The following is a 15160-nucleotide window of genomic DNA, read 5'->3' as shown; positions in this document are numbered from 1 at the left end:
CGGGTGTGTTCGGCATCCGGCGTTGTGTGCGAGGCAAAGCTTGGGCGGTCAGACGTAATGGGCCTGCGCTCGGTATTGGAGAAGGTATGCAAGCGAAGAACAGGCGGACGGGCGAGGTGCCAATTGTTACGGCTAGGCAAGCCGTGTCACTGATCTCCGATGGCGATTGCGTTTATTTCGGCGGTTCAGCTGGGGTTGCTATCCCGGAGCTAATCATCGATGCGCTCCGTGACATTCATTCCGAGCAGGGTTCGCCTAAGAACTTGATGCTGGTTGGTACGGTGGCTATCGGTGATTGGGCCACGACCGGGTTCAACAAATTGGCGGCCCCCGGGCTGGTTCGCCGGGTTGTGGCGAGCGGTTTGAACAATTGCCCAGCGCTTGGACGCCGGGCGCTAGCCAACGAAATTGAAGCATACACTCTTCCCCAGGGAGTCCTGGCGCAGCTTGCTCGTGAAAACGCGGCTGGGCGCCCCGGTGTGATCACGAAAGTTGGGCTCCGGACATTCGCCGATCCCCGCATCGGCGGCTGCAGGCAGAGCGAGTGCAGCAAAGAGGACATGGTTGCTGTCGTCGATATCGAGGGAGAAGAGCACCTGCTCTATAAGACTTTCCCGATCCAAGTCGCGATCCTGAGGGGCAGTATTGCTGACGAGAAGGGAAATATCTCACTCGAGGACGAGGCATATGTCGGGGAAAGCATGTCGATCGCAGCTGCAACGCGGCGGTCGGGTGGAATAGTCATTGTGCAGGTCAAGCGGGTCGCCGCCTCCAATACGCTAAATCAACGAGAAGTAAGAATCCCTGGTGTCCTGGTCGACTACCTTGTCGTCGATCCCAAGCAGCGACAGACTTATGCGACGGAGTATAGTCCGGCCTATGCGGGAAAAATGCGCGTGCCGGACGGCAAAATCGCCGCTCTGCCGTTCGACCTGAGAAAGGTAATCGCGCGCCGGGCGGCGCTTGAATTGACCCCCGGAGCGACCGTCAACATCGGCTATGGTATCTCGAACGGGATTGCGGTCATCGCCGCCGAAGAAGACATTTACCGCTCAGTCACACTGACGGCAGAGCAGGGGGTGATCGGCGGCATCCCTGCACCCGGACAGGATGCCGGAGCTGGCACGAACTACGACATGATAGCGCCGCAACCGGATCAGTTCGATTTTTATGACGGCGGCGGGCTCGACATCGCATTCCTGTCTTCTGCGGAGGTTGATCGGCACGGCAACGTCAATGTGAGCCGCTTCGGCGACAAGATCATAGGTCCTGGCGGGTTCATAAACATCAGTCAGGGCGCTCGAAAAGTCGTGTTCTCCGGTACCCTCACAGCGTTGGGATTGAAGGCGTTCCCGGAGAGCGGTTCTCTCGTTATTGCGGATGAGGGAAAGGTCAGAAAATGGGTGAAGGACGTCTACCAGATCACGTTCAGTGGCGCGTTTGCGAAAGAGCGACAGCAAGAGGTCGTATTCATTACCGAGCGAGCCGTGTTCAAGCTTACGCCCAGCGGCCTGATGCTAACCGAAGTCGCGCCTGGCATATCGGTCGAAAAGCATGTGCTGCCGAACATTGAATTCGAGATAGCCGTGTCGCCGCAACTAAAGCTAATGGATGCAAGGATTTTCAAGGATGAGCCAATGAATTTGGCGGCCCGATTCCACGGTCGCGCACCAGCGTAGAGGAGAGGCCGACGTGAAGTTCGTTACAAGAGATTACGTGGACAAGGTCGAGATTCTCGCAATGAATAGGCCAGAGCGGCGCAACGCTCTGGGTGAACATATCCTCAAAGATCTGCATGAAACGGTAGATAGGGCGGCCAACGATAAAGACGTCAATGTGATAATGCTCGCCGGAAACGGCCCCGGTTTCTCAGCCGGTGCAGACCTAAAGGATTTTTCGGCCGGCGACATCAACGACACCTTTGACCTCAATCGCCGACTAGGCGCGTTTGTACGCTCTCTCGCTCTTGTCAGAAAGCCTGTCGTCTGCGCTGTTGATGGGTTTGCCTTGGGCGGCGGCTTCATGCTCGCAGCCTCGTGCGACGTTATCGTAACAGCTCCAGTAACGCGCTGGCATTTGCCGGAGGTTTCACTAGGCTGGTTGCCCGGCTTCGGGCTGGATACTCTAGCTGCACGCGTTGGACCGTTTGCAGCTCGCTCCTTGAGCTGGAGCCCGACCGCGATCGACGGCGTGGAGGCTCACAGGTTGGGGCTGGCTGACATCCTGTCGCTTCCAACGGAAACTGCTCGCGAGGTGGCGCTTCGCTACGCCAAAAACCTGGCGGCAATGCCGGCTCACGCGGTGCGGACCACGAAACAATTCTTTTCAACATCGGTGACCGCGAGAGCAGAAGTGATGGATGACTTGGCCAATCGCTACTTCGCTCAGGACATCCTCCATGAGACCGCACGAACGAATCTGCAACGCTTTCTCCCGAAGAAGACCGCCGGCGCCGAGGTTGTTCGCAAGGAATGATTTGAACCACGTTCCCGAGTTTCTCATCTCCGTCGAAGCGCCTGTTACGAAACTTTGCTGTCGGGAGGCTTGGCTATCGAGCGGCTCGCAATCCGACCTGTGTTCACCACCGATGATCAAAAGGAGGGCATGGTTGCCTTCGTCGAATGGGCCGCCGCCATTCTCCAGAGGCTGACGCACGGGCAATACTCAGATCGCCCATGACTCAGCACTCGTCTTCGCGGCAGCACTTCACGGTGCTGCTTGTGCCGAAATGTAAACGTTTTCATAATAAAAAATGGAGGGAATGAATGACCAGTATCGTTGAGCCCATCGCTTCAGCCGCGCAGCAAGCCGTGGCGCCGGGTGCGTCACGTGAAAAACAGGTTGCTACTCGGAGCATGACCATTGCCCTGGGCGGTGGCGTAGCCCTGGAGTGGTACGACTGGACTGTCTATGGAATGATGGCGTCTTTTCTGTCGCCACTCTTTTTTCCTTCCAGTGATCCTACGACCTCGCTGCTCGCCGCACTTGCCGTATACGGCGCCGGCTTCTTCGCGCGACCTGTGGGAGCAGCGGTACTCGGTCCTATTGCCGACCGCGTCAGCCATAAGCGGGTGATGATGATCTCCATCACCGCAATGGCCTTATGCTCGCTGCTCATTTCCGTCCTGCCTGGCTATAGCGAGCTTGGTGTGGCAGCGGCGGTGATATTGCTGCTCGTTCGGCTCATCCAAGGCCTCGCCACCGGCGCTGAAGCGGGCGTTGCGAACTCGATTGCGATCGAACTTGCCCCGCCGGGCAAAGAGGGACAGTATCTTGGTCTGATCAGCGGCACATTTATCCAGCTCGGCGTCTTCGCATCCAGCTTGGTCGCCTTTCTCGTGAGTGCCTCTGTAGCTCCCGAAACAATGCACGGATGGGCTTGGCGGCTGCCCTTTGCCTTCGGCGGAGCACTCGGCTTGCTGATCATCTATTTGCGGAGCAAACTGCCGGAGACCTTGATCAAGCACGCCATGCATCGCGATGAACTGTCGCGAACTCAGGAGACCACAGGCGACGTGTGGAAGACGCTCTGGAGCGTACGGCTTTCGCTGCTCGCTATCATCCTGGTCGTCGGAGCGGTGCAGATCGCGAACTATGCCTGGAATGCAGGTTTGCCAAACCTTGCCAACGGGGTGTTCAAGGAGAACAGCACCTGGGTGTACGGGATCACGACTCTCATGGGCCTGATCTGGATCGTCACAGCGCCCTTGGTGGGCGCCTTTGCAGACAAGATCAGACCCTCACGCGCATTCACGCTGCTGCGGCTGCTGCTCGTCGCGTGCTTCTTCCTCACGTTGGCCTACTCCGAGAAGAGCATTTCCACGTTCTTCTTCGTGATGGTGTTTGGCGGCGCAATCGTCGGCTTCAACATGGCGCTCTACAACTTCATCGCAACGACGCTGATGCCACGTGCGGTGCGTACGACCGGTATCGCTGTCGGGTATGCGCTCGGGGTGTCGCTGTTTGGCGGAACATCACCCTATTTGCTGGTGTGGTTGCAGCATGCGCAGATGGCCTGGATGTTTCCCGTCTACGGATCGGTGGTCGCACTGCTGAGCGTTGCTATCTATCACGTCGCGAAAAAGCGAGGCCACGTCTACATCGGCGAGTGATGTGTTAGCTGCTCCGCGGAGCGCGAGAGCTTTCTTGGGAGAAACTATGTCGAGAAGCGATTTCTTATCCGCATGCGAGCGGATGTTGGTGCGCATAGCGCAAACGCGGGATGCTTCCACATCGGGCCTGCCGCATTGGGCCCGAAGCGGGGATGGAAAATGGACGTTCACGTCCGATGGTGATTGGACCGGCGGAGCGTTCGTCGGCCAACTTTGGCTCGCCCATTTGGCCGATCCGCTACGCTTCCCGATATCTGACGCGCATGCTGCGCTGGCCAGGATGCTGCCTCGCGCCGAGCGCCGGACGGCCTTCAAGGGCTTCGGCTTCTACCACGGTGCGGCGCTTGGAAGTATCCTTTTTGGTGATGAAACGGCCCGTGATGCCGCGCTCAGGGTAGCTAGGTCTCTGGAGCAGATGTTCGACCCGAAACTGGGCTTGATCCCGCTAGGCCAGGATGCTGAGGAGGCCAGCGCGGTGGGTATCGCCGAAAGCAGCATCGACTCCCTTCAGGCCACCGGCCTGCTTTACTGGGCCGCGGACCAACTGAATGACTCGCGGATGGAAGAGGTGGCCAACGCACATATGCGGAAGGTATTGGAGATCCATGTGCGCCCAGATAATTCAGTGATCCAATCCTCAACGCTAGACCCGCAAACAGGGAAGGTGCTGAGAACGCATACGCATAAGGGATATAGTGATGTTAGCACTTGGGGACGAGCGCAGGGATGGGCGATGCTCTATACGGCTCACGCTGCCATGGTTCGTCCAAAGCAGGCTTTGTGGCGCCAATATGCCGTGCGCGTACTAGACTGGTGGATCCACCACGTTCCCGCGGACCTCGTTGCGTACTGGGACTTCGATGACCCGGCGATTCCAGCTACCAGCAGGGATACTGCGGCGACCGCTATCGCAGCGGCAGCATCCTTGCGACTTGCGTCCGCACTCGGGCCGGTTGATGGTGCCAAGTACCAGGACTTCGCGGAACGTACCGTGGCTGAGTTGGCGTCGCGATATCTGACGCCAATCGGCCCCGCCGACCAGCGCCCGCTTGGAATGCTCACTGGCGGATGCTTCACCCGAAATGCCTTCGCACGCGATATCGACGCGGCGCCAGACGCAGAACTAATATTTGGTAGCTACTTCCTGTTTGAGTCTCTCGGAATCCTTACCGGTCTCGTTCCTATGGGCCGGATCTAGTAGGACGGGCTGACTACGTAAAAAGCGGGTGAGGATGTGGCAGACCACGACCAGCCCAAGCGAAGAACTCAATTCTGACGCCGGTAAATGCCTTGTCGAGCTCAAATTGTTTTGCGGCCTTGGTTCGCTGGCCTGGCGAGCCTCGAACCGATGCAAGGAAGCGGCATGCCCTTTCGCCTTTGGATAGAATTACAACGTTGCCGCAAGTCTTCTTTGTCAGTGTCTATGCGGTGGCTGGAGCGTCTCTGTCCACCGAGATCGCGAGTGCCGTGATCAAGAGAGGTGCGGTAAACCGACTTTCCAATTAATCGGGCTCACAAACACCGGTCGTGGGAAAGGAGCTTCAGCGGCCGATTTAAACGATGACAGGCCACTCGACTCAAGCCGGCCGGGGCATGAACACGCGGTTCGAGCCGGCTCGCTAGATGTCGCCGAACCGTCAGTGCGCACATTGTGACCTGAGGACGTAGACCTCTAGAGGTGCTCGGGAGGAGGTTTGAATTGCCAGAGTCGCACAACGAAACGGTCCTACGCGTGGACTAGACGGTTGCACTCCATGGTTCACAAAGCCGCAATGGAAATTGACAAAATCGATGCTCGTCTTCTCGATCTGGTTCAACGCAATAACCGTCTGAGCAGTGAAGAACTCGGCGCGAGGGTGGGCTTATCTGCATCCGGAGTTCAGCGCAGACTGAAGCGGCTACGGAAGGAAGGCGTCATAGAGTCTGACGTTTCGATCATTTCGCCGAAGGCGGTCGGCCGGAATGTGACTATGCTAGTAGCCATTTTCTTTGAGCACGATCGCGCAGACATCACCGACCGCTTTAAGCGGGGTGTCCGCAAGATGCCTGAGGTCATGAGCGGCTTCTACGTTACCGGCCAAGCCGATTTCATCCTTGTAGTAACTGCAAACAATATGGAGGAATACGAGCAGTTCACCCGGCGCTTGATAAGCGAGAATCCAGATATAAGGCGCCTTGAGACTGCCGTCGTCTTGGATCGCATCAAATCGGGCTTTACCTTACCAATGGGACGTCTGGCATGCTGGTAACCTATCTTATAGTGCCCGTGACGGACGTGACCTTGCATGATGCAACATTTCTTTCGCGCTCTGGCAGCGGTTTAACAATGATGGCGGACGCTTGTCAGGAGTCCTTGCGGACTGATTCGAATGAGGCCGTTTTTCCTGCATATGCTCGACGCCTGCTCCTCAACGTTAAAGCCGGGTTCTAACCCGCCAGGCCCCCGCGGACCTCAAAGGCCGCTCCACAATTGATCAGTGCCAAAAGAGTTGCTCTAATCAGCGACTGCTTTCAGTGCTTCCACCAAGAGCTTATTGTCTGCTTCAGTGCGACATGCGATGCGCAAGAACCGTCTGCCATTTTGGAGCGTCTTGCCGCCATTGTGCCTGATCAATATGCGTCTGTCGTTTAAAAGCCTTGAGGCGATCACGTCCCCATCCGGCCAGTAGGGCGGCAGTTCGCAGAACACAAAGTTCGCGTCAGGCTTTAGAACTCTCATTCCGTCGATGCTGCGCAGGTCTGCGTATAGTTTGTCTCTGTCGCTGCCTACCCTCATCCAACTCTGCTGTGCCGCGTGCGCGAGGTCAGGGAGCTTGCTCAGAAAAAACTCGCCAAACGTATTGACATTCCATGTGGGGAGCGCCGCTCTCATTTCCTTTATCATCTGTTCATTTGCGGATGCCGCATACCCGATCCTCAAACCGCATGTCCCGTAGATCTTTCCCAGGCTCTTGAGAACGATCACATTAGGAAATTCGAGCAAATGGTTTTCCAGGCTCGCACTTCGTCCGACCTCACTAAATTCAATGAATGACTCATCGATCAACAGGAGCTGCTGTTGAGCTCGAAGCGCGGAAGCCAGATATAGCAAATCGGGATAGGGAACCATCCGCGAAGTGGGATTATTCGGCGATATCACGATGGCCGCGTCGACACCATTTGTGCGCGCAAATGCTGCATAGCGTTGCACATCGAGTTCAAAATCTGGCGATGGCAGGAAAAAGCGTGATAACCGCCCGGGCAGGGCGGTCGTCTCATAGGGATTGAAGGTTGGGACCGGGACAGCAATCCTCATACCCATTCGACCAAGGAGGATAGGAATCAGTTCAGCCACGCCGTTGCAAGCGACAAGGTTATCCGCCGGAGTCTTCACCGCATCCGCAAGAAGTTGGACCATCTGCTCATTAGGAGAGGGATAGCAGGTAATAAGCCTCGGCAAAGCCTCCCGAAGTTCCTCAAGGAACCCGTGCGGCGGAAAATAAGGATTCACCAGAAGGACGAAGTCCGTGATGTCATATTTCCAATAGCCGCCCGGGAATCGGTTGACGAGATCAGGGACGCCATCAGGTTTGAGGGGTACGTCGACTTGTGCTGGGCTGTTCATGACTGTGCTGAACTGAAACGTCTCAGGGGCAAGGCAGATTCCGAAAAGGATCGCGAGCTCTCGGCGTCAAGCATCGAGCAGTGCCCATTCGTGCGGAAATGTGCCCGACAACAAGTCTGGTACACACTGCAGTCGGCAGATTCCACTCATCTATGACTTGCATGGTACTGAAGTTGGCAACACGGAGAAGGGCAGTCGCTGAATCATACTTCTATCCACGCTCAAAAGGAGCGACTAGCTAAAGCCACCGATGATGCGACGGCGAAGATGCTTATTGCCGTATACATTGATGCGCTGAGTGGTGGCACACGAACAGGCGCGACATGCGCCAAAGCGAGCAGCAAGAAGCCGATGTTCACGACGTCGGAAAACGCTTCAGCAGGAATAAGAGGCCTAAGAAGAAATAGAAGCGCCAGGAGCGGCACGTCGTACGACAAGGGCAGGCCCAAGAACCGTCCATCGCGCGACCTGCCGAAGTTCGCAAAGTAGCTAAGCCTCAATGCTCCAGCCAGCAATAGCGTGGTTGCGGTCGCAAGGGCGAGAAGTGAGCCTTGGCTGACCTGTACCACAATTACCGCAGGCAGAACGGCTCCATAGACGATATCCGCAAACCCGTCGAGGCTCGCTCCCATCTTTGCAACATTTGGATCGCGATCTGTCGTGCGACCTGCTACAAACCCGTCGAGATGGTCCGCTAGAACAGCCCAAAGCGCTACCGCCACAGATAGCTCGAGCCGCTCCGATAGCGCAAGAAACAGACTGGCGGAGGAAAAGAGTAGCCCTGTAATAGTTATGGCGTTCGCTGGATCCCATAGGTATTTTAGCATTGGACTCTCACCTCGTCTGCAAATCACGTCGCGGCGCGTACGCGTTCGTTCGGCCCCTGAAAATGCGTTCGGCAATTTGCAGATCCTCAGCATTGTCAATTTCGTACCAGCTGAGACCATCGCATCGCGCCGCTGAGAGACGCAGATCTCGTTTTGCTATCAGATACCCAAAAAATTCTTCGGTATAGGTCTGCCTGGCTCCGGCGGAGATGATATCGTCCAGCGTGGGAACGATCGTAGCCTTGAGCGTCGGCGCTGAAAGACGCAGCAGGTTCATCGTCTTGAAAAGCCTTGGACCATTCGCAACCAGATCTGATGCGGTTTGCTTCAATCGAAAGCCTGTGATGAACCCGTTCTGCGACAGCAGAACAGCTGATCCTTCCATTGAATCATCGAAGGGAACGACTGCAGCCACGTCGGTCCCGCCGCAGCCTATCAAGTAGCGTAGCGCATCCTCTTCGAAAAAGACGTCGCCTTCGAGCAGGAAGCAGTCTCCGCAGAGAAGAGCGTCACGCGCCAGCCACAAGGAATAGGCGCTACCGGTGCGCTCAAAGACGGTCGACTCGACATATTTGATGTTGATTTGGCCGAATCGGCTGCCGCAGGCATATTGAATGGCGTCTTTGCGGTAACCCACGACGATCGTGACCTCTTCCACGCCGACAGCTTCCAGATTTCGCAGAGCGTTATGAAGAATCGAAGTGCCGTTGACCTCGACCAGCGGCTTCGGTCGCAGATCCGTCAGAGGACGCAGGCGAGAGCCGCAGCCAGCGGCGAGAATGACGGCGTTCTTGGGAGCAACGGTCACCATTTAGTTCCTTTTCATCGTGCCGCTAAGGTGAAAAACCGACCAGCTTTTTCGCCGCGGCCTACGCTGGCTGAAGCGACTTCAGGTTCGCTACAGCCATTGGCCTGAAGCCCGAGAGCAGGCAAACGGTCCCGCGCCGGTCCTTCCAAGAAAGGGAGACCACGGATCCGGCGCCTCAAGCTGCCTGAGATGCCAAATCCGCATTCCGGTTGAGTGAGGCTTGCTACGTCATCTGAGGACATGTCAGGCAATGACAGACATTTGAGATCGCAGTAGGACCTTGCCAATTAGAAGGAAGTCAGGGACGTAAAGTCCTCGAAAAAGAATCATGATCCTGTTTCGACGAGGCCCTGTTGGCGAGGTTCAGCATTGGACCGCAGTATTCCGCTTCCGCACGTGCGAGTTCGTCGTATTCGAACAGTTCGAAGACTTCCTCGAGAGTGGCAATATTCGGTTCAATGCTCGCGGTGCTTTCCTCAGCCATAATGCGACGGCAGACTTCACGCATTGCCGCCATTGCCGCTCGCATTGTGTGGTTGGCCCAAATGACCGTGGAGACGCGAGCTTCACGGTATATAGAGATCGGTGTTCGGTAGTATTTCGTCGGAACGATCACGATTGGCAATCTGTTCTGCCAAGCGTGAGTGAACGAAAGGATTTCGTCCGCGGTGCTCCTTCGCGAATGAATAATGATCGCGTCTGCTCCCGCGTCGGCATAGGCGTGAGCGCGCGAAAGTGCTTCGTCCATCCCATGACCGGCGATCAACGCCTCGGTCCTTGCCACGAGCACCAAGTCTTCCGCGGCGGTATCCTTCACTGCCCGAAGGCGGCCAGAGAACTCGTCGATATCGGCGAGGGGATGCCGATCCCCAACAAACGAGTTCAGCTTTGGAAAACAACTGTCCTCGATCGCGACCCCAGCAGCTCCACGCTGACGGAGCTTGCGGGTCACCAGACGCGCATTGTTGAAGTTACCGAAGCCGCTATCTCCGTCAACGAGTACTGGTAATTCGCTAGAGTCCACGATCCGCTCGACCACGTCTACGAGTTGGCTCCATGACGCTTCGTTGGCATCGCGATAACCCAGGGAGCAGGCAATAGACAGGCCCGATGCCCAGAGGCCTGTGAAGCGTGCGCGTTTAGCGATCGCGGCAGAGAGACCATCATGCGCTTCCATGAGAAACGATAGCTCTCTGCTGTTGCAGATTTCAGCACGCAAGATCTCAGCAAGAGAGGACCGGGTGGATTGATGAATGGCGTCGGCGAGGACGCCTGAGGATTGATCTTGCATGCCGATTCCTTGGAATGACGGACCGCCTTGTGTCGACGGACGATTTCATCGGTCGATACGTGACATGCTGCTTCGTCTAGATCAATTGCGAGGGTTGGTAGTTGAGTTGGCCTTGGACATACTCCGTCCCGGAGTGCCTCAGGAAAGTTCGCTGCGCTCGAGCCTCGTTGGGAGGGCTCAACTCGATAGCGCACCGACGGTGGATGCGGCGATAGAGCACATGCATAATCGATATGCATTCCGCTGCGCGCTGCGCGACGATGGCATGCCGACATGAGCGCTGTCTCGCTGTCGAGCTAGAAGCGAGCTCTTCAGCAAACTATTGTTGTGGCTGCTGATATGCTCTCGGTCTCCATACAGACTCGCGACATATGACGACCGCAATGGTCCGCATGAATGTCAGCACCCACCACAAGGCAACTACTGAGTCGAAAGATGGTACTTGATGTCCCTCGACGCGTCGACGGATTTGGCCGATCAAACGGCAGCGTCATGCATCATGGTTTGCTCCTCTGGGTGGTAAGCTCGCGCGCACCCTTCAAAATCGCCAGCTCTGCGAGCCGAGCTGAGGCGATCTTAACCCATGAACTGAAATTGGCGGCAACGAGACGCCCGCTAAGGGGCGACGTGAGGCGCTGGCGGTCACGCGCCGCCAATTTCACAGGCCAGCCTTACTGCCCTGATTGCAAAACTGACCAGCCCACTCCCGCCACAGTGAGATAGCGAGCGTGGTGTTGAAGTGTATCTTCGAAGCAGCCTGCGGAGTACCTACCAGAACTGGTTGTTACTCGACACTTGGATGCGAGGCCGGATGACAGCTCCGAGAAGCCACTGACGCAATTCGTCCAGAACGAATTGGAGCCGGTATCGCTCAAGGCATGCGTCTTGCCCGCAACGGCATTGATGTGCGCACTTGCTGGATTCGCGACGTTTACCCGTAAAATGATCATCGCTGAGGAGGCAATCTATGATCCACGCTCACCCAATGATCGGCTGTTGCTCAGTATGAAGCCACCATGAGAAAGTTAGAGTTGCCGATCTTCCGAGAACAGTCCGTCGAAGGCGGGCGGCCGAAAGCCGCGACGGGGCGAACTCCATTGATCGTCTCCGTCGGCTGCGTGAAGGCGGATGACGACCATATCCAGAAGGGCTCTGGTCGACGCGTCCAGGATGGCGTCTTGTTCGTCTTGTGCAAATTAGCGGAGCTGCAGCATTCGGCAAGGCGCTGCTTTGGTGCCAGTGATCGTACAAGGTCGCGGTAAACGCCCGATTGGATGAACGTCACCCGCCTGTCACTGCACGACAGGCTGACGAGCGGTGCGTGCGCTGGCTGTTACCCGCTTTTCGCTGAATATGCACGCGTTAAGGGACGCCCTCCTTGTGCCTGTTGCTGAACGTGCCGATCTCGGACGTGCAGCGACTTCATGGTGCGCTCGGCGATCCGACTTCCTGCTTGGGCTGAACGCTGGCAGCGCCGTCGTCGACTTGCGCCGTTCACGCTTAGATCTGAAGGTGAACGCCGGAGTCTCCGCCCGCTAAAGCTAACGTGCGATTACCGTTGGCGGCGGCCAGCGCCACCTTCCTCTTGAAATCCGGTGTGTGGTTCCGAAGTGCTCGCCCGCTTCATCTTCTGCCCAAAGTCGGATGTCAATCATGCTCTCCGCCAGGCAGGAGCCCCTCTGATCGCGCCGTTCAGATTTGAGGCCGGTCCTGCTTAAACCATTTCCTCGGTAGGCCAATGTAGTAGCCGCGCCTGCGAAGCTCTGGCTCGGACCTGTTGAGCGTTTCGCAAATTAATTTCACAGACGCGCCTGCATCAACAAGCTGGCGCAGCAGGTCGTCCTCTCGTTTGGTCCAGCGAGAGGAGTGAGGAATCAAGTTCAAGCGAACTCCTTCTTTGATTTGTAGTATTCTCGAGAACAGTTATCCTCCGGCCAGGCGCTGGGGGGGCCTCAGCCGTGCTAACCGCGTTGACAAGCTTTGTCTGCGATCTACGCTTTTGTGTTCTGGAAGTCGCAGTGCAGTCCCAACTCGGATAGCGAGATTCGCGGCTCCCTCGTCCCTGATATGTGTGGCCGGTTTGATTGACTCGCTGGGGCCGTGCGGCGTAGGGAACGCACGGATCTTTGGGCCGCATCAGGTTGGCGAGCAACGATTTGGGCCACAAGACAGCGCCTCGTTGGCCCTGATCGCGGCCACAATCGCATTTAGATCAGCCGACCGAGCCGGGAACGCCCATGGCTGAAAGCAGTTAGCTTCCTTCTCGCCGACTGAACGATCTCGCCGTCAGCGCCTTCGATCCGCTGATTGGGAAATATCCAGTCTTCGTAGAGGCCAGCATGAGCCGCGCAATCCTCGCAATATCTTGTCCTGGCGGCTCTCAGGATCGCCAAGATGCTGTGGGAGTGAGGCTTCGGAAACGATGCTCGCGGGGAAGCAACAGCCGGTCCATGCCATTAACGGAAGTCCCAAAGCTGCTCCTCGCCTGTCCTGGTTATCGTCGACCAGAAAAAGAATACCAGGGGAGCCGTTCCGTGGATAGCTATACGTTGGCATAGCTGAAGCTCCGGCAGGTCTTCTGCCAAAGAGATTTTGAGCCGCTAGGAATCAGCCGCAGAAAGCCAGTTAGACGGACACTCGACTTGTTAACTGATACAATGAACTCCCGCGGTGAATGGCTCAAGGGCTTTCGCGGGCGCGACAGTCGCTACTCCGCGCACCAGTGCTCGAAGCTCTCAGTTCTCCCCTCGAGGTCTTCAGAGTCTCGACCAGGTCCGTCGGAACGTCGCCTGAGGCCGCGCTGTCGGCGTCGGTCTTCCAGTCGTGCTCGGACCTGACCTCCGGTGAAAACTTGTTTGTGGTCTTGCTTGTCATGGCTCCATTCTCGCAGGACCGAGCCTCTGACAGACCCAGGGCGGTTCGAAGCCGGATAAGTGATCGGACCGAGAAGCAAACCGTCCTGTATTGACGAAGAACCTCGACGTAGCTAGCACTTGCGCATTTTTGCCCGTACTAAGATCGCCCAATCACCTTGCGCAAGAACCGGACAGTCCGCCGACAAGCGCAGGCGCACAACCGCATGTTGAGGCTTTATGTTCTGTTACGCCGCACGATCCAGGCAGCGCTCGCAGTCAGCCGAAGCAGACAGCCGAGACCTGAGGTTCGATTTTGCCAAGGGCATGCTCATCATCTTGGTGATTAGCGGACATCTAACACAGTACGTCATCTACGGACATAACGGCTATTGGTATTCGCCCTATTTCAAGTCGATCTACATGTTTCATATGCCGCTCTTTATGGCGATAAGCGGATATCTATCGTCGAAAGCTCTCCTGCGAAAATCGCTCGCGCGCAGCGTCAGCGAGCGTGCGATGCAATTATTGTTGCCAACGCTATTTTGGTGCACGTTGATGGAGGCTACTAAGTTGGCCGCGTTCAAGTTGGCCGGAGCCTCGCCTTTGAACAGCGTAACTGGCGGGCTGTCGGACTTTGCCATGGATCTCACCGGCTCATATTGGTTCATATGGGCAACATTTGCTTCCTTCCTTGCTATCAGGCTTCTTCTGGCGGCTTGCGGTCGCTCATCGATGTGGGTCATATGCATTTCAGCAATCGTGGTTGCACTGGTGCCCGTGACATTTTCGATAGTGCCTTTGCTAAGATACACTTATCCGTTCTTCTGCCTGGGATTCTTGTTCGCTCAATCGAGCGAATGGCGGACGCACATAATCTCACGTCACAAACTTCTCTTGAAGTTGTCACTCGCTGCAATTACTTGCGCGTGCTATCTTAGCTGGGGCAAAGAGACTTATGTCTACAACAATCTTGTTCTAATTCACGATACAGCGTCCGCTAAGCAAGTATTGCTCATGTTTCTCGGCTCTGCAGCGGCTTCTGCAATCGTGATGGAATTAGTGCTGCAGTTCTGGAGCTTTGGCTGTCCAAATCGAGTGGCTCGCTTTGTTGCCGTTGAGCTTGGCCAGGGCACGCTGCTTCTTTATCTGATCCAGGGAGCCGTTTTTCGTCTTATGGATTTGATCCCGTTAGGAGAGCCATGGGATTTGTCGATCAGAGTCGCCGTCGCCGGCATGCTCGGAATGGGGATTGTTGTGATCGCCACGACAATTCGGCGGATTGTGCAGGACCTTGGATGGGTGTCCTGGATTGTTCTCGGGGCGCCGCCTCGCTCGCGTTGCTCAAAGCTTAATCACTAACCAACTGAGCCCTCTAAGCCTCGTCATTGCAAATGAACAAGTCTCTATGCGAAGCCGCACGCGGGGTGGAGCAAACGCTATCATCGCCGATTAGACATTCCATTCCTGTCTCGCGAAAGAGCTTCCATCGAAACTTGCCCACCTGTACTTGGCCGGCACTTGCTGGTGCGAGGCTAGCGAACTGATCATTCACCGACATCTGTCGATTCCTAACGGGAGGCGTCACTTCTGGCGGTCATTTCATCGCATCCTCGTGCTGAGCCACCCACATGAGGGGCCGCTTCGGTAATCTTATGGCTGCTCA

Annotated in this window: 10 protein-coding genes; 6 read left to right on the top strand and 4 right to left on the bottom strand. The window is 56.4% G+C overall.

The features are described from left to right. The first annotated feature begins 143 nt into the window (after positions 1-143). The 5 genes from N2602_RS32250 (at position 144) to N2602_RS32230 (ending at position 6361) form a co-directional block, all read left to right on the top strand. The gene (locus N2602_RS32250) at positions 144-1679 is read left to right on the top strand and encodes an acyl CoA:acetate/3-ketoacid CoA transferase (protein WP_260380624.1); all 1536 of its coding nucleotides are present in this window, start codon (positions 144-146) and stop codon (positions 1677-1679) included. A 13-nt stretch (positions 1680-1692) separates the two neighbouring features. Then, positions 1693-2475 (top strand): enoyl-CoA hydratase/isomerase family protein, encoded by a 783-nt coding sequence (locus N2602_RS32245; protein WP_260380623.1) that lies wholly within the window; start codon positions 1693-1695, stop codon positions 2473-2475. Positions 2476-2765: 290 nt separating this feature from the next. Beyond that, on the top strand, positions 2766-4112 hold the full coding sequence (locus tag N2602_RS32240) for an MFS transporter (RefSeq protein WP_260380622.1): 1347 nt from the start codon (positions 2766-2768) through the stop codon (positions 4110-4112). Between the two features lie 46 nt (positions 4113-4158). Beyond that, entirely contained in the window at positions 4159-5310 is a 1152-nt protein-coding gene (locus tag N2602_RS32235) for a glycoside hydrolase family 88 protein (protein WP_260380621.1), read from the top strand. A gap of 574 nt (positions 5311-5884) precedes the next feature. After that, positions 5885-6361 (top strand): Lrp/AsnC family transcriptional regulator, encoded by a 477-nt coding sequence (locus N2602_RS32230; RefSeq protein ID WP_260383757.1) that lies wholly within the window; start codon positions 5885-5887, stop codon positions 6359-6361. Between the two features lie 245 nt (positions 6362-6606). On the opposite strand, the gene N2602_RS32225 is transcribed toward N2602_RS32230, so the two are convergent. From N2602_RS32225 to aepX, 4 genes are all read right to left on the bottom strand, one after another. After that, positions 6607-7716 carry a histidinol-phosphate transaminase gene (locus tag N2602_RS32225; protein WP_260380620.1) on the bottom strand — a complete coding sequence of 370 codons (1110 nt, stop codon included), beginning with the start codon at positions 7714-7716 and terminating at the stop codon, positions 6607-6609. Positions 7717-7937: 221 nt separating this feature from the next. Next, positions 7938-8543, bottom strand: coding sequence for a CDP-alcohol phosphatidyltransferase family protein (locus tag N2602_RS32220; protein WP_260380619.1), 606 nt, complete (start codon positions 8541-8543; stop codon positions 7938-7940). A gap of 7 nt (positions 8544-8550) precedes the next feature. Continuing rightward, complete coding sequence (locus N2602_RS32215) at positions 8551-9354, bottom strand: phosphocholine cytidylyltransferase family protein (RefSeq protein ID WP_260380618.1); 804 nt, start codon at positions 9352-9354, stop codon at positions 8551-8553. A gap of 295 nt (positions 9355-9649) precedes the next feature. Further along, positions 9650-10528 (bottom strand): phosphoenolpyruvate mutase, encoded by an 879-nt coding sequence (gene aepX, locus N2602_RS32210; RefSeq protein WP_409241936.1) that lies wholly within the window; start codon positions 10526-10528, stop codon positions 9650-9652. 3206 nt (positions 10529-13734) lie between these two features. On the opposite strand from aepX, the gene nolL reads away from it, so the two are divergent. Next, a complete protein-coding gene (nolL, locus tag N2602_RS32205; RefSeq protein ID WP_260380617.1) occupies positions 13735-14856 on the top strand; it encodes a nodulation factor fucose acetyltransferase NolL in 1122 nt (373 codons plus the stop codon). Positions 14857-15160 lie beyond the last annotated feature (304 nt).

This window comes from Bradyrhizobium sp. NC92 (assembly GCF_025200865.1).
Taxonomy (GTDB): Bacteria; Pseudomonadota; Alphaproteobacteria; order Rhizobiales; family Xanthobacteraceae; genus Bradyrhizobium.
This window is presented reverse-complemented; position numbering and strand designations above follow the sequence as displayed.